This window comes from Dermabacter jinjuensis, from assembly GCF_902381725.1.
GTDB lineage: Bacteria > Actinomycetota > Actinomycetes > Actinomycetales > Dermabacteraceae > Dermabacter > Dermabacter hominis.
Genome location: NZ_LR698963.1, coordinates 2,196,117 through 2,220,524 on the forward strand (window position 1 = coordinate 2,196,117; position 24,408 = coordinate 2,220,524).

Consider the following 24,408-nt stretch of genomic DNA (forward strand, 5'->3'; position numbering starts at 1 on the left):
AACTGGTTAGGCCGCTACCGCGGGTGCGGTGCCGGGCTGAAGAATCTTCACGGCGATAACGCCGTCGCTTGCCTGCGTGCCGTAGGCGGCACCGAACACGGTCGTGCCGGACGCGGCGAGGCCCGAGTCCGTGATGTAGATCGGGTCGCCGACGTTCTTGACAGCACCCTTCACCTGAAGGTTGAACGCGCCCGAGAACCACACGGTCGCCGAGTCAGCGGGGTTGCCGCCCTCGCCGCGACCGGTTACGGCGACACCGTTCAGGACACCGACACGAACCGGGTCGCCGGACTTCACGCCCGCCTTCACCGGCACCGACAGGTGGTCTGCGTGACGGAAAATTTCGTTAGTTGCCATTAGCGTGTCTCCTTCGCGGTGAGAGCGGCGAGAAGTTCGTCGTCGCTCAGGTCAGTGGATTCGTTGATGTTGGGGCCTACACCCGTGGGGGTGCCTTCACCCGTGGTGGTGCGCTTGTCGGCGGCTGCTGCCTCAACGGCGGCCTTGAACGCTTCGAGGTTCACGCGGCCGTCGTCGTTGCGGGTGATAGCTGCCTTGAGTCCTGCGGTTTCGAGGCGGTTGAAGTCCGCGTCTGCTTCGCTGATGGTCTTGTCGACGGCTGCCATGTCTGCGGACTCGAACGCATCCTTCAGTGCCTTCTCAGCAGTTTCGGCTCGTTCAATAGCGGTGTCACGTTCGGCTTCGAGGGCTTCCACCCGGTTAGCCTTCTCCGTGAGCGCCTGGAACTGAGATTCCTGAATCTCCATAACCTGGTTCTCCTTCATTTCTTTCTTGCTGGCCCGGCCCGGGTGGGCGGGAGTCTCATTGAGGGTGCGGCGCGCGGACTCGTACAGTTCACGAACTTTGCCGCCGCGCCCGGCCTTCGTCACGAAGTCCACCGAGAGGGCTTCATCCAGTGACGTAATAATCGGTCGTCCGTCCTCGTCGGATTCAGTGACGGTGCCGGTCGCGCGGATCGATACGCCGATAGCGTCATGCATGCCCGCGATGACGGACCGCCACGGCTCGAACGTTTGAGCTTCTGCTACGAGGGCGGTGCCGTCCCAGTAAGCGTCCTCGGTGAGGACACCGGCGAGGTCCTTGATGGATCGTTCCGGGCGGTCTTGTGTTTCCGCGACCGAGGGGTGGTCGGCGAACATTTGTGTGCCCTTCGCGAACACACGCTCCGCGGCCGCGGCTTTCAGTGTCTCCTCGGGGTACACGCCGGACGACCCGATACCGGGGGTGATGATCTGCACGAGCATGCGGCCTTCCCCGTGTGGGGCGACAGTGCCGAACGTTTCAGTTAGTTTCATTAGTAGCCTTTCGGTGGTTTCGCCATGAAGTAGCCGGGCCGCCAATTCGCGTTGTCTCGCCTCACCGACCACGCCGAGATCGGGAAGTCTCCTTGTTTCCAAGCGTTGAAGCCGCGCCGCCCGAGAATCCCCACCTGCGTGTCCTCGTCCTGACTGTTGAACCATGTTTCCCCGTCCTCCAAGCCTGGAAGGCCGTCGTCTATCCCGGTGAAGCTGAGTGCCGCCCATGACTTCGTGACCGGCAACCGGCCGCAACGGCCACTGTGGTGATCCAGTGGGCCTTCCTCTTCCGGGGGGTGCATGGTGCCGTGTTGGGCGATGCATGACCCGCAGGTTTTCGCGTCCAAGTGGGTGATCCACACCCAGCCTTGAAGGATGTCGAGGTTCTGGAGGTCCGTCACGTATTGGCCGAGCCTCATCGCGTCGAGCATTTCGGTGCGTGAGGTGTTGAGGGCGCGGGCGAGGCTCATGTTCATGTCACGCTCGCAGTCCGCCACGATCTGTTGAGCGACGAGGCGGGGGTTGTCACCGAGGGCGACAGCGCGGTTCAATCGCCGTGCGATAGCCGCGTGCGTATCGGATAGGGCGGGCCATGTGGTGGACGTGATTTGTTCCGTTGAGCGGGCGACCATCGCGTTGATCTGCTCAGTGTCAGCGCGACGGAAAGACGGCACACCCTGCGCGGTGTACATCGCCGTCTCGCCCTCCACGCCGAGACTAATAACGTCCGGCAACGAGTCGGTGAGTGTGTCGGTTGTGAACGCCGCGAGGTCATCCAGGTTCTGTTCGATCACCCGTAGGGCGGCTTTAGTTCGGCGCGGGTCCAGCGGCACAGCGTCATCAACGTTGCCCGCCGCGACCTGCCCCAGAATTGACGCCTCGACCTCCGCTGCCACGTCCACCCACACGCGGGTCCATGCCTTCGCTAGTTCACGAGTGTGGTGGTCGAGGTGTGTGTCCATCGCGGCCTGCATTGCTGCCTCGAGCCGGTAAACGTCCTCTGGGTTCACTCAGTGCCTCCGAACCGGCCGAACTGATCCAACAGCGAAGCGGGGTCCGTGCCGTCCTTCACCGCGCGAGTCAACACACCACCAACAGTGCGGTACGGGTCGCGCCACTGCCCTTCGTCATCCGTGAGTTCGTCCAGCACGTCGTCGATGTTCTCCACACCTAGGGCGGTGAGGAGTTCGCGGGCGATGATGAGCGGGGGAAGTTTTCCGGTCGCGTCCGCGGTCGCGAGGGCGTTCACGAGTTCACTCACCGTGTTGGTGGAGAGGTCCGGCCACGCGACCTTCACGACCGGGACGGTGCCGTCGAGTTCAGCGCGTTCAGTCTGCGCCCAATCATCACGAACAATCACGCCATGCAAGGGGCCTTGCGGTGCACGCACTGCCGCCTCGATCGTGTACTCAGTGAGATCACGGTACGCGGCTGCCCACACGTCCCGGCGTGCCTGCATTGCGAGATACATGGGTTCATCAAGTGTTTCAGCGGTCGCGCGTGCACCCGTCACGCCAGGGTCACCCGTGAGCATGGTGATCGGCACGTCCAGGCCGGACGCGATCATCGCGAGGATCGGGCGGCCCGAGTCCGCGTCAATAGTCGCGCCGGTCTTCGGGATCGCCTCCAGGGACTCCCCCACGCCCTGGACGTATGTCGCGCCCGCGCTCGAGCCGAGTTCCGGGACACCGGCGGGCATGCGCGTGAGGGCTTGTGCAGCGCGGCGTGCCCGCTTCCCGTCCGCCGTAGCGCGCCAAGCGAACTGGGATAGGGACCGCATGAGCTTCGCCCAGTCCGCGAGAAAATCACGGTACGCGCGTGCCCACGGCGCGATAGACACGAGATCGGAAAGACCGTAAAGCCAGCCGTCCAGGTCGTTGATCTTCACGTGGCGGACAGGCGCGTCCCACCGGACAGGTTTCCCGTCGATCATGCGGGGGCGCTGTGCGGGCTGGTGCGTGATGTCCGGGTAGAGCGTGACTTGCTCGCGGTCGTTCACCGTGTGGCGGCGCTCGTAGAACTGGACGGTGAGGCGGTCGCCCGGGTCAGTGTGTATCGCGGTGATCTCCTCGAACGGGAGAGTCCGCAAACGAACCACGCCGGTCGTGGGATTCGTGAACGCGGCAATAAACACGTTGCCGTCCGTCGTCAACGAACGCTCGAGGCGTGCGCGGGCTTCAGGTCCGGTAACGGCTTTCACGTTCTCTGGCATGCCCCACCACGCCGCGACAGTCTCCGCGACGTCAGGGTTCTCGTGCTCCACCGTGACCTGCGGGCCGCCATTGCCGTGCACGTACGAACAGCGCAACGCGACACCACGCCGCACGAGGGGGTGGGCGACGACGAGGGCGCGCGCGTCACGAGCTGCACTCAACCGCGCCGCATCTGACACCGTGTCCGGGTCTTCGGTGAGGTGACGCCAGCCGCGGTCCTCAAGATGGAGGGACACGTCCGCGAGGGATTCCACGACACGAGCCGGTTTCAGAAAATCAAACAAACCCATGCGTGGTGTCCTTCCTTTAGTAGCCGCCGAAGTCCTCCATCCGGAGGTCCAACAAGTCGTCAGCGGTGAGAATGTCCCCGCCGCCCGTCAGTAGCGGCGTGAGGAACAGTTGGTTCAGTGCTTGAGTGAGCGCGTCCACCGTGTCGTCGTGAGCCGCGTCCGGGAAGTCCCGGGCTTCCTCGATGAGGGTGGAAACGTTAGGCAGTAGGTCAGGTGCCGGGAGATACACGGCTCCGGCGGCGGTGAATGGTTGGACCGCGACCGCGCGCGCGTATTTCCCGCCGTCCGGCTCCACCGGGGTGATGCCCGGGACTCTCGCGCGTAGTGACGTGATTACGGCGGGGCCGTTCGCTTTGTCCTCAACGAACACTTGCTGGGCTTGTGGCCATTTCGCGGTCATCGCGAGAATCGCGTCCAACGTGGCCGTGAAGTCCAACCTGGCTCGTGTCTGGTCGAGAAGGTAGGCGCGCCCGTTCTGCAACGCCCACACCTGCCCCGCGACATAATCCGATGTCGCGCTGTTTTTGAACGTCAAGTCCCACGACTGAATAACGCGGTCGAACGCCTGCGGAAGAATGTGGCGGCCCTCGTGATCTACGGTCCACAGTGGGTGGGTGTAGCGCGGCCATTCAGTGGGGAATACTCCAGCGGTCTCCGGTGTCGGATTCCCCTGGTATAGGGCATTCCACGTGCGTGGCCCCGCCTGGCGTTTGATCCGCTCCCAGTCCTGCTCGTCCCTGCCGCGGGTAGACGTGAGGTACTCGCCCTCGGCGCGGCCTAGCGGGTCATCGTCCCCGGTCGCTTGTGCGGGAATGTTGAGGAACCGCCACGTGTCCGGGGCATCCGCGAGCAGTCGGCCCGCGAGATCGTCGTGGTGCCACCTGGTCATGATCAGGATGACTGGGGCACCGGGTGCGAGGCGGGTCGATGCTACGTCGGTCCACCAGTTCCACACGTTCTCTCGGATAGTCGCGGACTCCGCCTGTGCGCGGTCTTTGAACGGGTCGTCGATCAGGAGGAGGTCGACGGGGCGGCCCGTGAGTGCGCCGCCGATACCTGTGGCGTATACGCCGCCCTGGTGGCCGTTGAGCCGCCAGTCATGCTGCGCGCCCTGATCCGAGGCAATACTGAGACCTGTGCTGGGGTACTGCTCGATATCAGTCCGGATCGTGCGGCCCCACCTGCGTGCCATGCCGTGCTCATACGAGGCGATCGCGATGCGCGTGTCAGGGTCACGAGTGAGCACCCAGTGCGGAAACCACCTAGATACGCGCTGTGACTTACCCTCCTGCGGGGGCATCGAAATAATCAACCGCGCGTTCGGTGTCGTCACCGCGTCCACAAGCGCCTGGTCGATCAAATCAAGAGCCGGTGTCTGCACCGTCCCCGCGTCCAGGTCCAGCGCTAGCGCACCCGGTGACTCCCAGCGGGACCGCACCGACGGTTCAAACAGGCGCGCGGCGGCCTCCACCCAGTCCAGGCCGTCCACACGCACCCCCTTTACTGTGTCAGCATCCTTAGCGCCTGCGGGACAATCTGCGGTACCAACGCTTGCTGATCCGCGGTGAGTCGTAGCCCGTCCAGGACGGTGCGGATCGCCTGAGCAACCAACGCGCCCTGCGACTCCGCCAGCTTCACGCGGCGTTCCTCTACTCCAGCACGCAGCGCGGCGGACGCGTACTGTGCGAGACGGTTCTTCGCGTCCACCAGCATCCTGTACTCGACCGCCGGGGTCGCCTCCACCTGGCGTAGAGTCGTTACCCCGCCCCGGTCCTTCCCCTCCGTCACCTTAGTGAGGCCGTTCGTAAGGCGCTTCTCGTCCGTGGACTGTAGGTGGTCTACCCGCGCCGTCCAGTACGCGACCTCACCCGCGGTGGAATGCACCAAGTCCAGGAGAGCCTTCGACGGGTCTACGGTGATCGGGTGAGCAAGTTTGAGCACTTCACGTTCCGCTGCCTGCTCCTGCAACCTACGGGCCGCTGCTTCCTTCGCCCGAGGGGAGGACCCTCCATGCATGCGGCACACCGTGGATCCCTTGATTGGGTGGTTTTTGCAGGTGTCGCCGGAGCGGGTTTTGGCTTTGCATTGCATGGGGTGCCTCCGTGGGGTGAGGAATGCAAGGGGTTAGAGGTTAAGTGGTTGCTCCCAAGGGAAGTCGGGGCGTCCGAAGTGGCCGTACGCTGCGGTGTTGGTGTAGATCGGTTGTCGGAGGTTGAGGCGTTGTGTGATGCCGGTTGGGGTGAAGTCGATGTTTGTGAGGGCTTTTTCTGCGGCTTTGGTGTTGCCGGTGCCTTTTGTGTCGACGTGGATTGAGACGGGTTCGGGGATGCCGATGGCGTATGCGAGTTGTACTTCGCATTCTGTGGCGTAGCCGTTGGCGATGAGGGAGAGGGCGGCTTGTCGTGCTGCGTAGGCTGCGGAGCGGTCGACTTTGGAGGGGTCTTTTCCGGAGAAGGCTCCGCCGCCGTGTCGGGCGTATCCGCCGTAGGTGTCGACGATGATTTTGCGTCCGGTGAGTCCGGTGTCTGCGTCGGGGCCACCGAGCACGAATCGGCCCGTCGGGTTGACGAGGAGGGTTACGCCGGTCAGATCGACGTGCGGAGCGATCACCTGCTGCACCTGCTCGCGGACCTCTGCCTGCTCCAGTGAGCTGGGGTGCTGTACGGAGACGAGGACTGTGCGGAGCTGGTCGCCGTCGAAGGTGACCTGCGTCTTGCCGTCTGGGCCGAGGCCGAAGGGGTTGGCGTGGACGGCGCGGGCGAGGCGGTGTGCGAGGGTGACGGGGGCGGGGAGGTAGCCGGGTGCGTCCACGGCGTACCCGAACATGTGTCCTTGGTCGCCTGCGCCGCCTGTGTCGACGCCCTGGGCGATGTCGGGGGACTGGCTGGCGATGAGGTCGTCCACGACGTATTGGTCGGGGTTGTAGCCGATGTGGGTGAGGGTGTCTCGGACGATGCGGGCCGTGTCGAGGGTGGCGGTCGTCGTGACTTCGCCGGCGAGGGTGATGCGGCCTGGGGTTGCGAGTGTTTCGACTGCGGTTCGTGCGTTGGGGTCTTGGGTGAGGGCGGTGTCGAGGATTGCGTCGCTGATTGCGTCGCAGAGTTTGTCGGGGTGGCCTGCGGTTACGGATTCGGTTGTGAACATTTTTCCTTGTTGTTTGGGTTGCATAATACCGTGTGGCGCGGTATTATTGTTGTGTAAGGACAAGAAAGGAGGAGACAATGGGCAACAGCCTTCACGGAGTAGCCGAGATAATTTTCGCGACGCTATTCGGCATCGCAGCAATCATCAAAGCGCTACGAAACCCACCACCAAAGAAGCGCAAGAAGCGCAAACGCGAATAACCGCAAAGGGTGGCCCCGCGATAGACCTGGAATCGCGGGGCCACCCGACCACCATCATCTCAAACAAAGGACAAGACCATGGAACACCTCAAGAGCCTCGGCCCACTCGCCGCCATAGCAGCGGTCGCCTACCTCACGTCAAGCCACCCATACAGCACAGCCACAATCGCGATCGCTGGCACATGCAGCCTCGCATACATTGCAATCCGAGGAGTCAAATGGGCGACAAGCCACTAGAGTTCCTATCCGTCTCCCAGTTCGCAGAACGCATCGGAGTAGCCGAACGGTCACTCTCCAAGTACCAACTCCCCGAGCCAGACGCCGTAATCGGCGACAAGGCACGGCGACAGACACGCGGCTGGCTGCCCGAGACAGTCGATGCCTGGAATGCGAAGCGACCCGGGCGAGGCAATTGGCGGAACGCTAAGAGATGAACGACACGGGCCGTCCCTCTCTCAAAGGGGTTCGGCCCGTGTACTCCTGCCACCGTCGACAAATCACGTCAACATACCTAGGCTCAAGTTCAATAAGCCGCGCTCTCCGGCTAGTTTGCTCGCAGGCTATAAGCGTTGACCCTGATCCCCCGAACGGATCTAGAACAACATCGCCCTTGTTTGACGAGTTTTCGAGCGCCTTCACGATCAGGGCGACCGGTTTCATGGTCGGGTGCTCTGCGTTCCGTGCTGGCTTATCGAACTCGAAAACAGTGTCTTGGTCTCGTGCCTCGAGAGGGTGGAGTCGAGCGGCTCCTGGTGTCCAGCCATAGAAGATCGCTTCATGCCGGTAGTGGTAGTCCCCCCTGCCCAGGGCAAAAGTGTTCTTCACCCAGACGAGGGAGTGCTTCCAGATTTGGAGATCCAGGAGGACAGTGCCGAAGGCGTGCCCCATTGGGCCGTGTGGTGCAGCGACGTACCAGATCGCCCCGGGCTTTGTGACGCTCTTAGCCGCTTCGAGCGCTTCGTGCAAGAACTCTGTCAGTTGTTCGAGATTCAGTGCGTCGTTCTGAATGGTGAGTTTTTCTTTTGTTTTGCCTTCGTAGGCGACGCCGTACGGTGGGTCAGTCCAAACTAGGTCGGCCCGCTCATCGCCCATGAGCGTCTCAAAGGCTTCTTTACTGGTGGAGTCTCCGCACAGTACGCGATGATTACCGAGCGTAAAGACATCCCCTGGTTTCGCAATCGGCGAATCGGGGGGGGAGGCGCTTCGTCGGGGTCTGTAAGCCCTTCGTCTGGGCTTTCTGTGTTGAGTTCTGCAAGCAGCTCGTCTAGGTCGTCGCCGTCGTAGCCTGTGCCCGCGAGGTCGGGGAGGTCTTGCAGCATGAGCAGGAGTGCGTCGTTGTCGTAGTCGGCGAGGTCGCTCGTGCGGTTATCTGCGAGGGCGATCCGTTTTGCTTCCTCGTCCGTGAGGTCGAGGACGATAGCGGGGATCGTTTTGTGGCCTAGTGCTTTAGCGGCTTGTGCGCGGTGGTTGCCTGCGATGATTTCGTTGGGGCGGCCGGTTTTCGTGCCTTTGTTGACGATGATCGGTTGGTACACGCCGTTGACGCGCATGGATTCGGAGACGGCTCCGATGTCGCCTTGGCGGGGGTTGCCGGGTAGGAGTGTGAGGTCGGCGAGGGGTAGATCATGCGGGGTGAGGTCGTGTTGCATGTGGGGGCTTTCGTTTGGGCCGCTAGGCGGGTGTATGCCGCGCCCTTGGTGTCCGCCTAGCGGTGGTCTTTTGGGCATGAGTAAAGCCCCGCGGCTTGTGTGCCTGCGGGGCTTGGTTGGACTCTTGTCCATTCAACACTAAGTTAGCGGAAACCGTGTCAAGTAGGCAACCGTGACACGCTTATAGGTGTCTGATTTCCGCTAGTTGGTCGTAGTCGATACGAATGCGGTTGCGTGTTCCGTAGTTGGTTAGCTTCCCTGCTTGCACGAGTTGGCGGACGCGGCGTTCACTCACGCCTGCGGCGTAGGCTGCGGTCTCAGTGTCGATTAGTGGCCGGTTCACTTACTGCCTTTCGTGAGCGTTTAGTCGTGTGCTTCATTTTGGGTTGATTTAGGTTCCGGGTGAAACACGTTCCGGGTAACGATGTCGTTCGTCGATTCATCACGTAGTAGTTCACCGTGTTCACCGAAGCAGAACGTTTCAACGTAGATCCCCGTGACGTGCTGCTCAGCGCGGTCCCAGCATGGAGTTATGGTCACGTCCGAAGGTATGCGGGTGAGGTCTACGCCGTACGCTTGTAACGTTTTGCTAATGAGGGTTTCGTTCATTCTGTTTCTCCTCCGATGTGGAGTGGTTTGGGGTTGAGTTTTGCGATGGCGTCGCGGTAGTAGGTGGTTTTGTAGCCGGGGCGCAGCCAGAAGGTTTCGCCGAGGACGTGGATGCGCTTGTAAATGTCGCCGTCCGCGTAGCAGTAGCGGGAGGTCTCCCACGGTTCGGACGCGTGGAGTGGCGTGAGGAATCGGTATTCTACTTCGCCGATTTCGGTCATTGTGAAGGTGAAGTCGTACCCCTCGTGGATGAAGCTGATCTTTTCGGGACCGCGCGTAATGAACGGTGTTCCTGGCTGGATTGTTGTGATTGTTTTGGAGGCGGGGTGCGCGAGTTCCCACGCGGCTTCGAGGGCTTCGCGGGCGGTGGTGACCACGATGCATGGGGTGAACTGGTATCTCAACTTGTTGGATTCGATGGCCTGCTCACGGGTTACGCTGTAGGCGCTGAGGGGGTCTGCGTCGTCGACGATGTTGAATATTTTGCCGTATTTGTCGATTGCGTGTAGCGCGGTTTCGAGTGTGAGGGTCATTTCTGCTCCTTGTATGGGTTGTCGGGGATCTGTACTGTGCCTTGCATCTCGATCTTGGCGGCGCATTCTTCCCACGCTTCGGCCTTTACCTGGTTGAGCCAGCGGTCGAACTCGTCTCCGTAGCGCTCCTGCTCCGACGCGAGGGGGCGGCCCATCATGTAGCTGTCGAAGTTGCGGGTGCGGGCCAGCACGAAGTCTGCGCGGACCTTGCGCTCGCCCGGCACATACTCACTGTCGGTCATCGGGGACCTCCTTCACGTTGGTCACGTCGCGGTCGGTCAGAACGCCGCTCTCGTTTACGAGGCTTGAGCCGAGAAGCCCGACCGTCATGCCGAGCCGCCAGATCATGCCGATGCTCCGGTTTGGATCGATGAGCGTTGGGGACTCGCCGGAGTAGTCGACCTTCCCCTTGATGAGCGCGGCGATCTGGCCGATGTTCTCTTCGGTGATTGTGGCGACGGTGACGGTTCGGACAGTCGTCACCTCGTAGGTCTTGAACGGGCTGTCAGTCATCTCGCTTCTCCTCGTCTCGTCGGGTGGTACGGGCCGCGGGCAGGGCGCGACGCATACCGGCGCGGTAGCGGTCGGCGAGGACCGGATCGACCCGTGCGAGCTTCGTCCAGTCGGTCAGGCCGCTCGGGTCGTTGTAGAACCCTGCGCAGGCGGCTTCGACCTCGGCGTCGGTCGGCTCCTGCGCGGCAAGGTGAGCGTGCGCCACGGTGGCGATCCTTGCCGCGATAGGGTCGACCGCGAGTCGGCAGTCCTCACACTCGTCGTACTCCCCCGGCTCGTGGACGCCCTCGAAAGTCCAGCCCTCCTCGTTCAGGATGCGCCCGATGCGCTCGGCCAGTGTGTCGGTGGTGGTCATTCCTGCTCCTCCGGTTTCCAGTTGGGGTCGTCAGATACTCGGCGGACGACGGTCATGAAACAAGTGATGTCGTCCCAGTCGATGTCGAGTAGGTAGGTGCCGTCGCGGCTAGTGTCGATGCCGTAGAAGTCCTGCTCGGGCGTGTGGTCGATTACGGGGCACCCCGGGTGTTCGGTTACCCAGCCGTATATGCTGTGCCAGTCGTGGATCTTGCCGTGGATCATCACGCCCTCCCACTCGTCGTAAGCGGGTGAATCGGGGTCGTCGGGGTCGTACCCGTCGTGGTCGCCCCAGCATTTGATCCAGCCTTCGCACGCGCTTGGGTTGCTGCATGTGACGGTGATTAGCGAGTGGTCGAGGATGTCTTGGCGGGTGACGGGTCGCTGGTGTGCGAGGCGGCGTAGGCGCGTGCGGTCGCGGGTAACATGAGCGTAATGTTTTTCGGTCATTCCTGCTCCTTGAGTAGGTCTGCGAGTTTGTCTGCGAGTTCTGCCGCGATCGACGACCCGAGGTGTGGTTCGAGTTCGGTGCGGATTGTTTCGGTGGTGTTGCACGTGTCGCATAGTTCGCGGTCTGTGTCATCGCCGCATTTCAGGCAGGTGGTCACTGTTCCTCTTCCGTCCCGTGGATTTTGGCGAGTTCGTACACGATGCCGGGGTGTGCGGCGGCATGCGCTTCACATATGTCTAGTAGTCCGGCGAGGATGGGGCGGCAGCGTTCACGTTCAGCGCCTTCAGCTCCTGGCCGTGCGGCTTGGTCATCGATGAGCGCACGAAACTCGTCGAGGGTTTTGTGTTTCCAGGGTCCGATGGTGATGCGCCACCCGGCAGGGGTGGGGATGAAGTAGCCGCCATCTAGAGAGATTCCGCCGCATAGATCTACGTCTAACAGGTCTGCCATGGCGAGGTTGATCCCGGTGAGGTTGGCCCAAGTGAGGTCAGCACCGCGGAGGTTAGCCCGCTGTAGGTCGGCACCTTGCATGTCGGCTCCACATAGGTGCGCTTCCTGTAGGGAAGCCGCATACAGGTCAGCCCAGCGTAGGTTGGCGCAATCTAGGTCGGCGTCGCTCAGGTTGGCTTCGGGAAGGGCTGCCCCGAACAGGTTGGCCTCGCGTAGGTCGGCTCCGCGCAGGTCCACCTCGAACATGTCAGTCCAACTCAGGTCGACCCCCCGCAGATCAGCGCCGCGCAGATTTGCCCCGAATAGGTTGGTTCCCTGCAACGTTATAGTTTCGAGGATTCCCAGCAGGAGTTCTTCGGTGAGTGTCTTGCGGGGGTGAGCGTCGCGCCAGTCTTGGATCTTCTGGGCGTTCATGGTCATTCGCGTGCCTCACTTTCGGGGATTTCGGGAATGTCGATGGGGGACCACCACTTGTAGGTGACGTCGAAGCCTTTGTCGTGTCTGGTTCCCACGTATGGGCGTGCTGTGGGGGTGTCGCGCCACCAGAGAACGGGGCCGTCTTCTTCGCGCCATTCGCTGATGTGGCGCGCGTATTTCGGGACGGCGATGAGCACGGCAGGGGTGTCTTCGTAGTCGCAGGAGACTTTGTGCGTCCAGAACCATATTTCCGAGATCGCGGCGATGGTGTTCGCATGAAATATGGAGTTTCCTGGGGTGCCGCTTTCGATTTGCCGTTTGAGCTCTGTCGCCCTGGTGAGGACGGCGGTTCTCACAGTGTTGAAGAGTAGTTGCGCGTCACTTCCCCAATCGGTGTGTGTGAGTTCGAGGCCGCGGCTAGTGTTTTCCATTTTCTTCTCCTTGCGGGTGGTTATTTGGTGAGGTCCAGGCTGTTTTTGAAGTCTTCGGGATCTCGGGTGAGGGCTTCACGGATATGGGTAGCGGCTTGCCGGATGGCCGTCGCGAGGTTTTCTTCAAAGCTCGAGGGCGAGTGGGCGGTGTTCTCGGTTGACGGTTCGCGGTTGTTTGCGTGGCGTTTCATGCTTCGTCCTTTTCGGTGTATCGGTCGTCTTCGGCGGCTTGTGCGTGCCAGTCATCTTTGAGGTCTTGGAGTTCGGCGCGTTCGCGCTCGCGGGCGAGGTGCGCGTGGTAGGCGATGCGGTCTACTTCGTGGGGGAGCATTTCGTGTCCGTTTCGTTGTGGCGGGTGGGGATGAGGGCGATCCAGCCGATGAGGTCTTCCGGAATTAAGTGTTTGGGCGGTGTGCCGATCCAGCCCGATTTGTCTTTGAAGGCCGCGTCTTCAATTTCGTCTTTGATGACCGCGTCTTCAATTTCGTCTTTGATGACCGCAATGTCGTAGCTGTCCCATGCGCTTTCGTAGCGCGCGATGTAGGTAGCGACGGTGCCGATTGGGAGGGCGTTCACTTGGTCGACGGTCTCGAGCTCGACGGGCGTGTAGCCGGTTTGTTCGTGGGTCATTTTGGGGCCTTTCGGTTGGTGAGACCGCGCGCGGCCATTGCCTCGACTGTGATGTTTCGTTTCAGATTCGCGCTATCGACTAAGAATTGACGGAAGCGCTTTTGCACGTAGGCGCGTGCGGTGAGGATTACGGCTAGGGCTCCGACAGTCGCGCACCAGTGGCGTTTCACGGCTCCTCCGTTTCAACGGCGGCGAGGTCGAAGTTCGGTAGCTCTTCCCAGCCGACCACTACGTCGCTCGAACCGTCCGGGCCGTCCGTTGTCGTGACCCACCCGTCTTCACTCTTTACGGCAACGTCCTGCCATTTACGGTCTTCCCACATCGTGCTCATCGCGGAATTTCGTCGCGCGATAGTCCCGATAGGTAGCGAGTCCGCATACTCCTTGGTGGCGATTAGGATCGGCGTGACAGTGGACGTGAGGCAGGCGTTCACTAACTTTGCGCGGCTCCTGACTTCCTGCAACGTCAGCATTTCGAACGCGTACTTGAAGCCCGTATCGAACGCCATCTTCGCCGCGGCCTTAAACGGTTGGTCGATCTCGCTCGCGAATTCGTTGACGATCCAGTGGCGGTTCTGAGCCATGAACGCGAGGTCCGTTGATTTATCCGTCCACGCGCGAGACCACTGCCGTGTGATGTTGTCGCACACCGTTTCGGCGAGGTATTGCGCGGTCGGTTCGTCTACGTACCCGGCGATCGTGTCACGCACAGTTCGGATTTGTGCGCACTGGTGGCGGCCGGGGATTCCGGTGGGGTTGTTGTTTTCGGTTCGGCCGCAGTCTGGGCACTTTTCGAGTTTCATACTTCCAGGCTCCTGTCGATGAGCGTGTTGCAGATCAGTTCGGCGAGTTCCTTAGCTTCGGTTTTCGGTAGTGCCGTGGTGAGCGCGTCTGTCACGTCTTCGAGTTCGATGCACCACGCGCAGATTCCGATGCCGTCGCGCCACACGGTGTGTTGTTCTTCCAGCTCTTCACCGCATTCACTACACGGCGGGCCGTCGACCTCCGGCGGGTTGATGAGGTGGTAGCCGCCCTCGGGGATGGGACTCATTTCAGGCCTCGTTTTCTTGCGGTGAATGCGTTGTCGTTTTCGTATTCGTAGAAGTGCACGTCTCCTCCGTCGCGGGTGAATACGAGGGTGGACGGGTATCGCTTAGCTAGTCGCCTGCGGGTTCTTTCCACGTAGGACGTGGACGGGTTGGTCAGGGTCAGAATGTGGTGGCGCATTAGGCGGCGACCTCCCAGAGCTGTTCGGGGCGGCGGCCGTTCCGCACGGTACCGATATTGTGGAGGAGGTTCGCGTCCGCGAGTTCCTTCCTCCTCGTGCGGATGCCGGACTCGGCCTGTTCGGGTACGCCGGGGCGGCCCTGAGCCTTCGTGTACGCGGCCACTAGCTGCTTGTCGGTGAACTGGCGGGGCATGGAAGTTTTGATGAACGTGAGGAGGGCGAGGCGGTTCCGGGTGACTTTCACTGTGGCGGCGGCCTCGTGTGAGGTGTGGGGGTCGGTGTTTCGGGCGTGTGCTGTGGCGGTCATAGGTCGATTCCTTTCTGGCGTGCGGTGGCTTCGGCGATTTCGACGCGGCGCTCCCACGCGTTCGCGAGACGGTGGAGGGAGAGGGCGGTCACGTATTCGGCCCATTCGTCTTTGAAGTCGTAGAGGTAGGCATGGTGGTGGGCCTTGTAGATGACGTCGGTAATTTGGTTGAGAATCATCTGCTCAGCGCTCTTGGGGTCTCTGAGCATCACGCGGCCTTCACAGTGGCGGCGCGCTTGCCGGGCTTCGCCGTGAGAGTTTTCTTGATATCGCGGATGCTGCTGTAGGTCTTGCGGTGCGTGTTCATTGGTGTCTCTTTCAGTCTTCGATGTTCTCGAGGTCCCAGAGGGTCTTGAGACCCTCGAGGGCGTATTCCTTGATCCATGAGGTGTTTGTGCGCTCCCCGTCTTTGAACTCGGGGAGGTTGCTCGCGGCGTCGATCATCTGATTGAGGACGTATCGGCGAGCCTTGAAGGTCGCAGTGTCGTTGTAGATGATTCCGTTCACGAAGTCGGCCCAGGTGGTTTCGGTGGTCATTTGCTGGGGTCCTTTCAGTTAGCGAGGGCTGCACGGAGATCGGTTGTGTCGTCCGTGGTCACCCACCCTTGCGCCGTATGGGTGACGGTGTAGCCGAGGCGCTCCGCTGCTTCTTTGACTTGGCGTGTGGTGGTGCCGAGGTGGAAGGCGATGGTGGTGAGGTTGGTGGTCATTTGTTGTCTCCTTGTTTGGTAGCGCCCCTTTGTGTTGCGCTGTTGCAACTAGTATATACACACGAGTTGCGTTAATGCCACTTTTTAGCCAAAAAAATATTCCCTACGCCACCTCACGTACCCGCCCGAACCTCACGCACCGACGACACACCACCACACGCACGACACCCCAACGCACCCATCACAGGCACCAACGGACCCCCACCACACTTCGGACACGGCACACGCACAACCACACGTCCCCGAGGACGATCCACCACACGCAACACACCAGCAACCGCCGGGCCAAGCTCACCTAACAGCGCCGGGGCAACCCACGAACCACGAAGCCGCCCAGACCTCCGCAGAACTCTCGCAGCCTCCCCCACTGACGAATCCCCCACCGGCAACCCCAACGCACGCCCAGCGCCTCGCAACACTTGCTCCAGCACCGTCTTAGCCTCAACCGCAGCAGGTGACACCAACAGGCCCTGAGTCGTCCCACGCCGCACGCGTTCACCAAACCGAAGCCGCTTCCCCACAGCTGCCTCCAGATCACTATCGATCCCAGCACACTGCGCGAGAAGCCCGTCCAGCTCCTTCCAGTGCGGGTTGCAGATCGCACCCGTCATCGTCGGACCGTTACACACACCGCAGCGATTCATCTCAACTCGCCTCTCCTCATCGCTTCCCTAATCCGCCTAATCGTTTCTGGCGAAGCCGCTTCCTTGCGTCGCTTCTCCCTGCACGGGAAGCACGAGTGTTTCCACTCGCCCGGGTGATCCGGGCACGCCAGGTCCCCCCGGTCCCGCTCTGCGCGCCTGCGAACCCACCCAGACACATCCGCGGGGCGTAGATACCAACGCCCGCCCGGAATCTCACCACCGCGTTCAAAATGTTGCCGCGCCGCGATTAGTCCCTCGACCGGAAGGCCACTGACAGCACGCCGCCATGCCTCCAACCGTTCGACGTTCTGCGCCCTCACTGCCGGGTCATCTGCTGCCGCGAACTCTTTCACGAGGCCTGCTGCTACGAGGCTATTCAGGTATTTCGTCACCCAGTCATCTGTCGGTGGTGTGCCTACCCATCGCACGACAGCGGCGGTGCCGTCAGGATTCGCCGTGACTTCAGCCGGGGTGCTTTCACGCGCGGTCTCTAGCTCGGCCAGCACGTTCCCGATCTTCACGATCCCCGTCATCGTGCAAGCTCCGCGTGTGCTTGAAGGAGGCCATAGGCAGACGATGCGTACCTGTCTCGCTGAAGCGGCGTGATCTTCGCCGTTATCGGTTCGTCGTCCCACGAGTCCGCGCGTAGCCATGTCGCCGGGTGCTTTGTGAATGTTGGTTCGCGGTTCGGGTCGTCCGCGTATGTTCTCGCCCCGGCCTTGATCGTTTCGCGGTCTGCGCGCTTCACTGCGGCCTTCCAGGCCTTGAACGCGTCACGCTTCCCGGCGTGTTTCGGGTAGATCGCCCAGAAGTCCTCGAAGTCGGGAGGGTACGCCCCCCGTCGGGGGGTTGGGGGGTTAACTTCTTGTTCTTGTTCTTGTTCTTGTTCTGCTTTTCGGTTGCTTTCGTTTGCTTTCACGTTGCTAGGCAAGTTGAAACCAATTTGGTTTTCGTTTGGTTTCGACTTGCTTACAGTTTGCTCGTTTCCGCTGGTCACAGGCTTAGCGGTCTTGCGCGGGCGGCCGCCCTTCTTGCCTGCTTCCGACCGTTTACGTGACAACTCCTCCGCGTCCTCGCGTGACTGCTGGTGGTCGTCCCAGTCGTGAAGCCGCCACCCGTTCGCCGTCTCATCCCACAGGCCAGCGTCCACGAGTTCCGCCGCTGCCTCGTCCGTTCCACGGATAGCGATGAGCGCGCCGCGGCTGATTTCCCCGAACGTTTTCTGAGCTATCGAAAATGACAGCGCGCGCGTCCAAAGCCATCCGGCCTCAGCGCTCAACGTCAAAAATTTGTCGTGAATCCACAAGTCGCCGTGAATCTTTCCCCAACGGTCACTCACAGTCGCCCTCCTCAAGAATCGACGCGTACGGGGTGAGCGTCACGCGCGCCCTAATCGTTTCCACTGGCACCTCGCGGTCTACGGCCTCGTGATACACGAGCGGGCCAGTCACGTGCGTGTAGTCGTCGTCCTCAAGCACGCCGTTCTCCACGAGCTGGTCGACGCAGCCCTTGAATGTGTCCGTGAGGTTCGCCGGGTCGTACTTGCCTCGCGTTCGTTTCGTGATCCCCACATAAACGTTCGCGCGGCCCATAGGCACGAGGTCCGGGACGACATCACGCCACCACTCCCTCGTCCTGTGTCGCCGCCACTTGTGCGCGTTCGCGTTAGACGTGACGACTAAGCCCTGTGGAATGTCCACGGTGAAGGACTGCCTCATGTCTTTCTCCTTTCGGTCTGCTGCGTGCCCTAGATCGGTCGTGAACCGCCGCCACCCGCAGTAGGTCTAGGGCTGTGGGTCAGAACGGTGCCGGTTCGTTACTGAACGAACTGCTCTGGTAGTTATCGGACTGCCACCCGGCCTGCTGCTTGTTAGCGCGCGTGAGCGTCGCCGTGTGGTACCGAAGCGAAGCGCCCACCTCGTCCGCTTGGAGGTCAATCCCGGTGCGCTGGTTGCCTTCCTTATCCGTGTAGGAGCGCTGCTGGAGGCGGCCCTGAACGATTACGCGCGCGCCCTTCGTGAGGGACTCGGCGACGTTCTCAGCCATGTCACGCCACGCGCTGCACCGCATGAAAAGCGCCTCGCCGTCCTTCCACTCCCCGGACTGCTTGTCGAACGTGCGCGGGGTCGAGGCAACCGTGAACGACGCGACCGGGACACCGGAGTTCGTGAACCGAAGCTCCGGCGCGGCGGTCAAGTTGCCGATAATCGTTATTTGCGTTTCGTTAGCCATGTGTTTCTCCAATCGTGATGATGGTTCCGTGGTCCGTGAGCCGGATCGTCCCCCGGCTCGTTTTTATTGGTGTGGTAGACGGGTCCGCCCATTTCGAGATGAGCCACCCCGCCGCTAACGCCTCAGCACGGTGAGACTCAATCCAGCCGTGGCAACCCGTCGTGCCGGACCCGCACAACAGCACGAGGTTCGCCGGGCTGTTTGTCTCCGGGTCCCGGGTACCTCCCATGCCCCTAGGACGCCTGTGATGGACGTTTGTCCCTGCACGACCGCACCTGCGGCACACGCCACCGTCCCGGTCGATAACAAGGCGGCGTGTCTTACGCGACGGCCCTGTAGCCCTCACGGCTGCCCCACCGCCTCAGTCGTGAACTGTGTACGGACCGCAGCGTTCAAACTGCGCCCCACCTCGAGGCGGTCACGCAACGCGCGGATGCGGTCACGACACGCACGGACCTTCTGCTCCGCCACGTCAGCCTGGAACCGCTCGTCCTCAGCCACGAGGATCGCCTTCTGCTTACGCTCCTCCACCGACCCGTCAGCGATAAGGAACGCTCGCGCATACGCCGTGCGGTAATCCGCAAGGGCTTCCACATGCGCCATGTCCAGGCCAGCGACTTCGCGTGAAAGGTGGTCGAGTTCCCGCGCACACGCCGCGAGCTGCTCGACCACCCTCACCTGTTCCGGTATCACGCCGCGAGTTCCTTAGCGCGCGCTGGAATCAACTCCCGCAATTCCGCCTGCAAAGCGTCCGGGCATGTCTTGATGTCAGCCCACATTTTGCGAAGCACGTCCGTGGTTTCCGCTGCTTGGATCGCTTCGACCCATTGCATACGTTCCTCGTCGTCCACGATCTCCGCGTCCACCACGTCCTCGTCTACCGGGGCGGGTTCAGTGCGTGGCGCGTCTGCCTGCTGCATTTCCTCCGACGTATAGAGTCCAGACAGTTCCAGCGGGAACGCTTTACGCAAGGCCAGGGACTCCGCGCACTTCGCCAACATCACGTCCGGCATAGTCCCCCACAACCCCTGCGGCTTCCCGTCGCGCGTGACCGGCATATATGAGCTAAGCCGCGCGACACCGTAGGCGGGTTCTCTGAAGCTCTTGCGCCACACACCGACGCGGGCTGCCTGCGGTGGTTCGTTCGCGAGCCACACGTCCACCCACTGCCCGTCCGGGCCGCACCACTGCGGGGCGGTCTGGCCTTCGTAAACACCGGAACGTTCCGCCACGAGGCGTTGCCCGTCAATGGACACCTGGACGGCGTATTTCTTTCGCCCAAGGTTTCGATCCCACCGGCCGATCATGTAAATCTGTCGCGCCCACGGTGAAAGTCCGGTTCGCTGGCAGTAGTCGAAGAACATTGCGACCTCTTGCGGGGCCGCGCCTTGCACGCCGAGGTTTTCAAGAACCGACAACTGTTTAGGGGTGAATTCGGTTTGGTCCTGTGTGATGGTTAGTGCGTTGCTCATGGTTTTCTCCTTACGCCGCTTCCTTCAGGCGGAAGGTGCGGACGTTTGTTTCTTTCTCGTATTCAGTGACTGCGACACCTGCTGCTGCGAGGGCTTTTTTATCCAGTGACCTGCGGGTCGAGTAAGTCCAGGTCGCTAGTTGGTTGCCGTCAATGTCGCGGAGGGTCGTCGCGTCACCCATGCGGTCTTTGATCTGCGCCTCAAGCGCTTTCTGTTCATCGGTGAGGCGTTTCAACTCCGCTTTAGTGACGCGTAGCTTCTCAATGGCGGCGGTCGTGTCGTCCCACGGTTCGATCACGAGGTCGCTACCGTCAGCGGGCGGCACATATGCAACCGGGGCTGCCTGCCTCTCCTCTTTTTCAGGAACACGGCCCGCAGCGACGTACTCCCACACGGTCCCGGCCAGCTGCTCCAGGTCAGCCATGAGTGCTTGGTCCGCGTCGTAAGGGCCGAGGTGAATAACCGCGCGGTCCACTTCAGCAATAAAGAACAGCCGCGTGCGGCCCGTCACGACCGCGTACCAATGCGCCTGCACCCATGCGCGGTCAGGGACCCTCCCGGCCTTCCAATCGGCTGCGGCATGGGCGTACCCGCCGGTCGTTTTGATCTCCAAAAGACCGTCCGACCCGATCAGCGCGTCCGGGTTCGCTAGGAACTCCGGGCGGTCCTTCCGCGCCCACGTTCCCGTATTACGCACCTTCACGCCGAAACGCTCAGCTGCTGCCTTGCGGAGGGTTGGTTCCATCGCGTGACCGTGCGCGAACATGTCCAACGTGCGTTGGTCGAACTGTTCCGGTTCACTAAGGCCTAGCTTGTCTCGCACGACATCCGCGACGCTCTTGTGGCCGAGGTGAAGGTTCGCCATGTCAGTGCCGCCGAGGCCTTTAGTGCGCTGTTTCTTCCATTCGTCGGTGCCGTCAGCGTTCGCGGGAAGGATGAGTTTCGCGGTGGTCATTTCCACTCCTTGAATAGATCGAGAATCCAGTCGACGGCCCTGTTGTAGGCGGGGGCGATAATGAGGAACGCCCCGAGGCCGGTTAGGCAGATGATCTGGTCGAGGTCGCTCATGCTTCCTCCCTGTCGATGTAGCGGATGTGGCCCTCGATCTTTTTGTATTTGGGGCCTTTTCCGAGGGATCGCCAGTTGGCGAGGGTGCTCTTGGGGATGTTGTAGCGCTGTGCGTATTGGTCAGGGGTGAGGTATTGAGTGCTCACGTGGTATCCTTTAGGTGGTTATTTGTTGGACCCTCGCCCCGTTTGGGGCGGGGGTTTCTTTATGCGGCGCGTTTGATTACGGTGTCGATGTCGAGACCCGGGAAGGCATCTTTCAGGCCTTCGCGAAACTTGGCACCCGGGTTGCCTTTGCCGCTGAGTACTCGCGAAACAGTGGACTTGTTTACTCCCATGCGCCGCGCGAGGTCTGCGTCATTGGTGACGTGTGTTGCCTTGCGCAGTGCTTCGAGTTGCTGCGTGTCGATGGCGTAGATCGGCATTTTCACCTCCTTGAGTTTCGCTGCTGCAACTATCATATACCAAACGTTGCGGCAGTGCTACTTCAAGGGTGGACAAGTTGCTCATTTCTGGCTACTTGCGCAGTAAATAACGTGCACGTGTTGCGCGTGCGCAATAGTATGGCGGCATGAACACCCCATTCCGCACATGGCTCACCGAAGCAACCAACAACGCCACCAACGCCGAAATCGCCCACAAGACAGGAATCGCAAAGTCCACCGTCGGACGCTGGGAAGGCGCACCACCACGCCCCGAGACCATCGTCCAAGTCGCCCGCGCATTCAAAGCCAATGCCGTCGACGGCCTAGTCGCGGCTGGCTACCTCCACGACGACGAGGTGCGAATCCCAAAAGTCATCCATAAACCCGCAGACTTCAGCTCCCTCGAACTCCTTGACGAGCTCCGCACCCGCGTTCTGAACGGCCGCGTTGAAATGTCTCACCCCCTTGAGACCGTCACGCCACCCCGCCCCGAACACTTCGACCTTGCAGCCATGTCCGGTATGAGCGAAGGCGAACGCCTCCGCAATGCAATGAACGCAGAGCAAGAAACCCCAGAGAGCTTCTACGACGGGGGCGAGCCAGCATGAGCAAACATCTTTAAATGTCCCACCGCGTTTCTACCCTCACCACATGAGCAGCACCCCCACTCCGCACCCGTGGCGACGGTTCCGCGACCGCTGGCCACACGTACACCTGCACATGGTTGACTGGCTCCCCGCCAGTATCCTGGCCGCCACAGACGGACACACGAAAGTGGTCATGCGCAACACGCTCCTTCAGCGTGAACGGCGTGTAGCCATTGCCCACGAAATGGAACATCTCGAACACCGCGATACGTGCGGCCAAACATCACAAGTCGAGGACGCGATCAACGCCAAGATCGCCCGTGACCTCATCCCGCTACCGCAACTGATCGACGCGGCCCGGTGGGACCATCGCATCGCTGTCATGGCTGAGGAACTTTGGGTAACCGAAGCACTCGTCATTACCCGCATAGAAACCCTCGATGCCCACGAGTCTGAAACTCTCACAAGAGAACTCGACCTACACCACATATAAAACCCCCGCGTAAGGACTTTCCTCATGAGATTACGTGCCACGCTCCTGCTTACAGCATCCGCTCTAGCTCTCACGAGCTGTGCAACAGGGCCTCTCACATCTCCAGCTGTCATAACGAAGTGCGATTTGCCAAAGTCGGCGCTGCTTGGTGACGACTCCCTCGACTACTCAGGAAGCGGCGAACAAGCAGAGAAAGACCTTGAATGCATTCTTGATGCTTACCAGGCCGACGATGAGCTACTGGAGCAGATTCAAGAGAAATCTCTGACGTGGGAGGAAACCCTACACAACAGTTTCGGGTACCAGTGGGCATGGTCAGGGCGTGACGTCAGCTCCCTAAGACTCCGAGTGTTTCCAGGCGACAGCGAGACATATAGTGAACCTCCCAAGCTGCCTTTAGAGTCCGCTGGTGAAGCGTGCGGTGTCGAGGACAGTGTTACAGACGGCGGGCTGACGCTATCTCTTGACGGCGAAGGCGGCGATGACCGAACCGTCGAGAATCGTTTCAAAGCCCCTAAATACAAGGTTGATCCTGAAGAGTATCAATGCCTGTTCACTTTGCTCGAGACGCCCAGTTCGGTCACCACGATGATGAGTCGCACTAGAGCACTGGACGGTATGCAGCGTGAAAGTGCGGGGCCGTACGATTATGCGTGGACGTATCACCCCGATAACGGCCTCGACGTCCTGATCAAGCAGGGTGTCGACTGATGTCAGCCTGGCAGGCGACCAGCAACCCGCGCATAAAAAAATATGTGGACGCGCGGTCAGGGAAACCCCGCTACCTAGCCAGGTACCGCAAACCCGACGGGCGTCAAACCATGAAACGCGGGTTCACCACGAAACGCGCCGCCGAACAATGGCTCAACGAAACCGAGGCCGCGAAACGCACCGGCACGTTCGTGTCTATCACCGACGGCAAGACACGCCTCGCAGACCTCGAACAGCGGTATTTCACGATCAAAGCCAGCCAGGTGAAACCCACAACGTTAGCGGACGCGCGAACCGCGTGGCGGTTGCACGTTAACCCCGCGTTCGGCACGTGGCAGGTCGGGGCGATACGCACTAGCGACGTTGAACTATGGGCGGCGAGCCTCCAAGGCTCTGCAACGCTCATAAGGCGTGCGCACGGTATCCTCGCCGGGATGCTCGACCTTGCTGTGAAAGACAGGTTGATCGCTGCGAACCCCGCCCGAGGCATACGCCTACCGCGACCAGCGGGCACAATGAAGCACCGCTACCTCACGCACACCGAAGTCGCGAAAGTCGCGCGCGAAACCGGGCGGCACGAAACCCTGGTCTACCTCCTCGCCTATGGCGGCCCGAGGTGGGGCGAAGCGGTTGCACTCACCCCTCGCGATATTGACGGGCGGCGCGTCAATATTGAGAGGTCAGTTACCCGGCTGGGCGGTGAGTGGGTCGTCTCCACGCCAAAGACTCACGCGCGCCGCGAGACGTGGGTGCCGCAGTTCGTTGCGGACATGCTCGCCCGTGAAGCCGAAGGGAAGGCAGCTGGGGAGTTGCTGTTCACTAATGCGCGCGGCGGGTATCTACGACCCCCGTCGAAAAGTGGCGGGTCGGCATCTAACAGGTGGTGGGCGCTCGCTCTCGAACGCGCTGGCGTTGAGTATCTTCGCCCGCATGATCTTCGGCACACTGCGGCGTCGCTCGCTGTTCAAGCAGGCGCGAACGTGAAACTAGTTCAGCGGATGTTAGGTCATGCTTCTGCCGCGATGACGTTGGACGTTTACTCTGACCTGTTCGAGGACGATCTCGTGACGGTAGCGGATGCGTTGGATGTTGCGCGCGCGGCTGAGTTGAACACTTTTTGAACACGTCTACCCGTGATCACCCGGTATTTTCCGGGAAGTTGCGGGAAGTGTTGGCCGTGTACGCTGGGCGTTTACCCTGGTGGCTGTTTTGTTGGGGGCGTTCTTCTAATCCGTAGGTTGCAGGTTCGAGTCCTGCTGGGGGCGCGGAATTTCCTTCACCTCATTAAACCGACTCAAGTAGCAGCGCCTGAATGCAAAAAATACTGGTCAACATT

39 protein-coding genes and 2 pseudogenes are annotated in these 24,408 nt (G+C 61.2%); 5 read left to right on the plus strand and 36 right to left on the minus strand.

All coding sequences use genetic code 11. The features are described from left to right. Positions 1–6 precede the first annotated feature (6 nt). The 8 genes and pseudogenes from FXY94_RS09770 to metK all read right to left on the minus strand — a co-directional run bounded on the left by FXY94_RS09770 (position 7) and on the right by metK (position 6,984). The gene (locus FXY94_RS09770) at positions 7–357 is read right to left on the minus strand and encodes a DUF2190 family protein (RefSeq protein ID WP_016664870.1); all 351 of its coding nucleotides are present in this window, start codon (positions 355–357) and stop codon (positions 7–9) included. Beyond that, on the minus strand, positions 357–1,313 hold the full coding sequence (locus tag FXY94_RS09775; protein WP_016664871.1) for a hypothetical protein: 957 nt from the start codon (positions 1,311–1,313) through the stop codon (positions 357–359). Before FXY94_RS09775 ends, FXY94_RS09770 begins: the two co-directional genes overlap by 1 nt. Next, on the minus strand, positions 1,313–2,323 hold the full coding sequence (locus FXY94_RS09780; RefSeq protein WP_016664872.1) for a phage minor head protein: 1,011 nt from the start codon (positions 2,321–2,323) through the stop codon (positions 1,313–1,315). Before FXY94_RS09780 ends, FXY94_RS09775 begins: the two co-directional genes overlap by 1 nt. After that, positions 2,320–3,816, minus strand: a complete 1,497-nt coding sequence (locus tag FXY94_RS09785) for a hypothetical protein (RefSeq protein WP_016664873.1) — start codon at positions 3,814–3,816, stop codon at positions 2,320–2,322. Before FXY94_RS09785 ends, FXY94_RS09780 begins: the two co-directional genes overlap by 4 nt. Before the next feature lie 16 nt (positions 3,817–3,832). Continuing rightward, on the minus strand, positions 3,833–5,305 hold the full coding sequence (terL, locus tag FXY94_RS09790) for a phage terminase large subunit (protein ID WP_016664874.1): 1,473 nt from the start codon (positions 5,303–5,305) through the stop codon (positions 3,833–3,835). Positions 5,306–5,316: 11 nt separating this feature from the next. Then, a complete protein-coding gene (locus FXY94_RS09795; RefSeq protein WP_147594919.1) occupies positions 5,317–5,757 on the minus strand; it encodes a hypothetical protein in 441 nt (146 codons plus the stop codon). A 57-nt stretch (positions 5,758–5,814) separates the two neighbouring features. After that, positions 5,815–5,907 (minus strand): annotated as a pseudogene (locus tag FXY94_RS11225) (HGGxSTG domain-containing protein); the annotation flags it as partial. 33 nt (positions 5,908–5,940) lie between these two features. Further along, positions 5,941–6,984 carry a methionine adenosyltransferase gene (gene metK / locus FXY94_RS09800; RefSeq protein WP_040386584.1) on the minus strand — a complete coding sequence of 348 codons (1,044 nt, stop codon included), beginning with the start codon at positions 6,982–6,984 and terminating at the stop codon, positions 5,941–5,943. Between the two features lie 53 nt (positions 6,985–7,037). On the opposite strand from metK, the gene FXY94_RS11135 reads away from it, so the two are divergent. Continuing rightward, entirely contained in the window at positions 7,038–7,160 is a 123-nt protein-coding gene (locus FXY94_RS11135; protein ID WP_016664877.1) for a hypothetical protein, read from the plus strand. Between the two features lie 423 nt (positions 7,161–7,583). Here the strand turns inward: FXY94_RS11135 and FXY94_RS10935 are convergent, their stop codons facing one another. The 28 genes and pseudogenes from FXY94_RS10935 to FXY94_RS09925 form a co-directional block, all read right to left on the minus strand. Continuing rightward, positions 7,584–8,252, minus strand: a complete 669-nt coding sequence (locus tag FXY94_RS10935; RefSeq protein ID WP_016664880.1) for a DNA-methyltransferase — start codon at positions 8,250–8,252, stop codon at positions 7,584–7,586. Continuing rightward, complete coding sequence (locus tag FXY94_RS10940; protein ID WP_016664881.1) at positions 8,228–8,809, minus strand: ParB/RepB/Spo0J family partition protein; 582 nt, start codon at positions 8,807–8,809, stop codon at positions 8,228–8,230. The genes FXY94_RS10935 and FXY94_RS10940 overlap by 25 nt, the downstream gene beginning before the upstream one ends. Before the next feature lie 363 nt (positions 8,810–9,172). Next, on the minus strand, positions 9,173–9,418 hold the full coding sequence (locus tag FXY94_RS09820; RefSeq protein WP_016664883.1) for a hypothetical protein: 246 nt from the start codon (positions 9,416–9,418) through the stop codon (positions 9,173–9,175). Next, positions 9,415–9,951, minus strand: coding sequence for a hypothetical protein (locus tag FXY94_RS09825; protein WP_016664884.1), 537 nt, complete (start codon positions 9,949–9,951; stop codon positions 9,415–9,417). Before FXY94_RS09825 ends, FXY94_RS09820 begins: the two co-directional genes overlap by 4 nt. Beyond that, positions 9,948–10,193, minus strand: a complete 246-nt coding sequence (locus FXY94_RS09830; protein WP_016664885.1) for a hypothetical protein — start codon at positions 10,191–10,193, stop codon at positions 9,948–9,950. Before FXY94_RS09830 ends, FXY94_RS09825 begins: the two co-directional genes overlap by 4 nt. Beyond that, positions 10,180–10,464 carry a hypothetical protein gene (locus tag FXY94_RS09835; protein WP_016664886.1) on the minus strand — a complete coding sequence of 95 codons (285 nt, stop codon included), beginning with the start codon at positions 10,462–10,464 and terminating at the stop codon, positions 10,180–10,182. The genes FXY94_RS09830 and FXY94_RS09835 overlap by 14 nt, the downstream gene beginning before the upstream one ends. Continuing rightward, positions 10,457–10,819: a hypothetical protein gene (locus tag FXY94_RS09840; protein WP_016664887.1), complete on the minus strand. Its 363-nt coding sequence runs from the start codon at positions 10,817–10,819 to the stop codon at positions 10,457–10,459. Before FXY94_RS09840 ends, FXY94_RS09835 begins: the two co-directional genes overlap by 8 nt. Next, entirely contained in the window at positions 10,816–11,268 is a 453-nt protein-coding gene (locus FXY94_RS09845; RefSeq protein ID WP_016664888.1) for a hypothetical protein, read from the minus strand. The genes FXY94_RS09840 and FXY94_RS09845 overlap by 4 nt, the downstream gene beginning before the upstream one ends. Next, positions 11,265–11,426 (minus strand): hypothetical protein, encoded by a 162-nt coding sequence (locus FXY94_RS10840; protein WP_016664889.1) that lies wholly within the window; start codon positions 11,424–11,426, stop codon positions 11,265–11,267. Before FXY94_RS10840 ends, FXY94_RS09845 begins: the two co-directional genes overlap by 4 nt. Continuing rightward, positions 11,423–12,139 carry a pentapeptide repeat-containing protein gene (locus FXY94_RS09850; RefSeq protein WP_016664890.1) on the minus strand — a complete coding sequence of 239 codons (717 nt, stop codon included), beginning with the start codon at positions 12,137–12,139 and terminating at the stop codon, positions 11,423–11,425. The genes FXY94_RS10840 and FXY94_RS09850 overlap by 4 nt, the downstream gene beginning before the upstream one ends. Beyond that, positions 12,136–12,567, minus strand: a complete 432-nt coding sequence (locus FXY94_RS09855; protein WP_016664891.1) for a hypothetical protein — start codon at positions 12,565–12,567, stop codon at positions 12,136–12,138. The genes FXY94_RS09850 and FXY94_RS09855 overlap by 4 nt, the downstream gene beginning before the upstream one ends. A gap of 20 nt (positions 12,568–12,587) precedes the next feature. Then, the gene (locus FXY94_RS10845) at positions 12,588–12,758 is read right to left on the minus strand and encodes a hypothetical protein (protein WP_016664892.1); all 171 of its coding nucleotides are present in this window, start codon (positions 12,756–12,758) and stop codon (positions 12,588–12,590) included. Beyond that, on the minus strand, positions 12,755–12,898 hold the full coding sequence (locus tag FXY94_RS10850; protein ID WP_016664893.1) for a hypothetical protein: 144 nt from the start codon (positions 12,896–12,898) through the stop codon (positions 12,755–12,757). The genes FXY94_RS10845 and FXY94_RS10850 overlap by 4 nt, the downstream gene beginning before the upstream one ends. Next, a complete protein-coding gene (locus FXY94_RS09860) occupies positions 12,880–13,197 on the minus strand; it encodes a hypothetical protein (RefSeq protein WP_016664894.1) in 318 nt (105 codons plus the stop codon). Before FXY94_RS09860 ends, FXY94_RS10850 begins: the two co-directional genes overlap by 19 nt. 166 nt (positions 13,198–13,363) lie before the next feature. Next, positions 13,364–13,999, minus strand: a complete 636-nt coding sequence (locus FXY94_RS09865) for a hypothetical protein (protein ID WP_016664896.1) — start codon at positions 13,997–13,999, stop codon at positions 13,364–13,366. Continuing rightward, complete coding sequence (locus FXY94_RS09870) at positions 13,996–14,247, minus strand: hypothetical protein (RefSeq protein WP_016664897.1); 252 nt, start codon at positions 14,245–14,247, stop codon at positions 13,996–13,998. Before FXY94_RS09870 ends, FXY94_RS09865 begins: the two co-directional genes overlap by 4 nt. Before the next feature lie 175 nt (positions 14,248–14,422). Beyond that, a complete protein-coding gene (locus FXY94_RS09875; protein WP_016664899.1) occupies positions 14,423–14,731 on the minus strand; it encodes a hypothetical protein in 309 nt (102 codons plus the stop codon). Then, the gene (locus tag FXY94_RS09880; RefSeq protein ID WP_016664900.1) at positions 14,728–14,940 is read right to left on the minus strand and encodes a hypothetical protein; all 213 of its coding nucleotides are present in this window, start codon (positions 14,938–14,940) and stop codon (positions 14,728–14,730) included. Before FXY94_RS09880 ends, FXY94_RS09875 begins: the two co-directional genes overlap by 4 nt. Positions 14,941–15,049: 109 nt before the next feature. Next, a complete protein-coding gene (locus tag FXY94_RS09885; protein WP_016664902.1) occupies positions 15,050–15,268 on the minus strand; it encodes a hypothetical protein in 219 nt (72 codons plus the stop codon). A gap of 14 nt (positions 15,269–15,282) precedes the next feature. Beyond that, positions 15,283–15,441 (minus strand): hypothetical protein, encoded by a 159-nt coding sequence (locus FXY94_RS10855; RefSeq protein ID WP_016664903.1) that lies wholly within the window; start codon positions 15,439–15,441, stop codon positions 15,283–15,285. A 1,173-nt stretch (positions 15,442–16,614) separates the two neighbouring features. Further along, positions 16,615–17,424 (minus strand): hypothetical protein, encoded by an 810-nt coding sequence (locus FXY94_RS09890; RefSeq protein ID WP_016664905.1) that lies wholly within the window; start codon positions 17,422–17,424, stop codon positions 16,615–16,617. Then, positions 17,417–17,803 carry a hypothetical protein gene (locus tag FXY94_RS09895; protein ID WP_016664906.1) on the minus strand — a complete coding sequence of 129 codons (387 nt, stop codon included), beginning with the start codon at positions 17,801–17,803 and terminating at the stop codon, positions 17,417–17,419. Before FXY94_RS09895 ends, FXY94_RS09890 begins: the two co-directional genes overlap by 8 nt. Before the next feature lie 136 nt (positions 17,804–17,939). Then, positions 17,940–18,317 (minus strand): annotated as a pseudogene (locus FXY94_RS09900) (single-stranded DNA-binding protein); the annotation flags it as partial. A gap of 342 nt (positions 18,318–18,659) precedes the next feature. Further along, the gene (locus tag FXY94_RS09905) at positions 18,660–19,010 is read right to left on the minus strand and encodes a hypothetical protein (RefSeq protein WP_016664909.1); all 351 of its coding nucleotides are present in this window, start codon (positions 19,008–19,010) and stop codon (positions 18,660–18,662) included. After that, positions 19,007–19,789: a phage recombination protein Bet gene (gene bet, locus FXY94_RS09910; protein WP_016664910.1), complete on the minus strand. Its 783-nt coding sequence runs from the start codon at positions 19,787–19,789 to the stop codon at positions 19,007–19,009. The genes FXY94_RS09905 and bet overlap by 4 nt, the downstream gene beginning before the upstream one ends. A 10-nt stretch (positions 19,790–19,799) precedes the next feature. Then, positions 19,800–20,744, minus strand: a complete 945-nt coding sequence (locus FXY94_RS09915) for a YqaJ viral recombinase family nuclease (protein ID WP_016664911.1) — start codon at positions 20,742–20,744, stop codon at positions 19,800–19,802. Positions 20,745–20,853: 109 nt separating this feature from the next. After that, positions 20,854–21,003 carry a helix-turn-helix transcriptional regulator gene (locus FXY94_RS09920; RefSeq protein WP_016664913.1) on the minus strand — a complete coding sequence of 50 codons (150 nt, stop codon included), beginning with the start codon at positions 21,001–21,003 and terminating at the stop codon, positions 20,854–20,856. A 59-nt stretch (positions 21,004–21,062) separates the two neighbouring features. Next, positions 21,063–21,281 (minus strand): helix-turn-helix domain-containing protein, encoded by a 219-nt coding sequence (locus tag FXY94_RS09925; protein WP_016664914.1) that lies wholly within the window; start codon positions 21,279–21,281, stop codon positions 21,063–21,065. A 146-nt stretch (positions 21,282–21,427) separates the two neighbouring features. Between FXY94_RS09925 and FXY94_RS09930 the strand changes: the two genes are divergently transcribed. The 4 genes from FXY94_RS09930 to FXY94_RS09945 all read left to right on the plus strand — a co-directional run bounded on the left by FXY94_RS09930 (position 21,428) and on the right by FXY94_RS09945 (position 24,193). Continuing rightward, entirely contained in the window at positions 21,428–21,889 is a 462-nt protein-coding gene (locus FXY94_RS09930) for a helix-turn-helix domain-containing protein (RefSeq protein ID WP_016664915.1), read from the plus strand. Positions 21,890–21,932: 43 nt separating this feature from the next. Next, entirely contained in the window at positions 21,933–22,361 is a 429-nt protein-coding gene (locus FXY94_RS09935; RefSeq protein WP_147594921.1) for an ImmA/IrrE family metallo-endopeptidase, read from the plus strand. Between the two features lie 126 nt (positions 22,362–22,487). Further along, a complete protein-coding gene (locus FXY94_RS09940) occupies positions 22,488–23,072 on the plus strand; it encodes a hypothetical protein (RefSeq protein ID WP_040386587.1) in 585 nt (194 codons plus the stop codon). 110 nt (positions 23,073–23,182) lie between these two features. Continuing rightward, complete coding sequence (locus FXY94_RS09945) at positions 23,183–24,193, plus strand: tyrosine-type recombinase/integrase (RefSeq protein ID WP_172620188.1); 1,011 nt, start codon at positions 23,183–23,185, stop codon at positions 24,191–24,193. Positions 24,194–24,408: the final 215 nt, after the last annotated feature.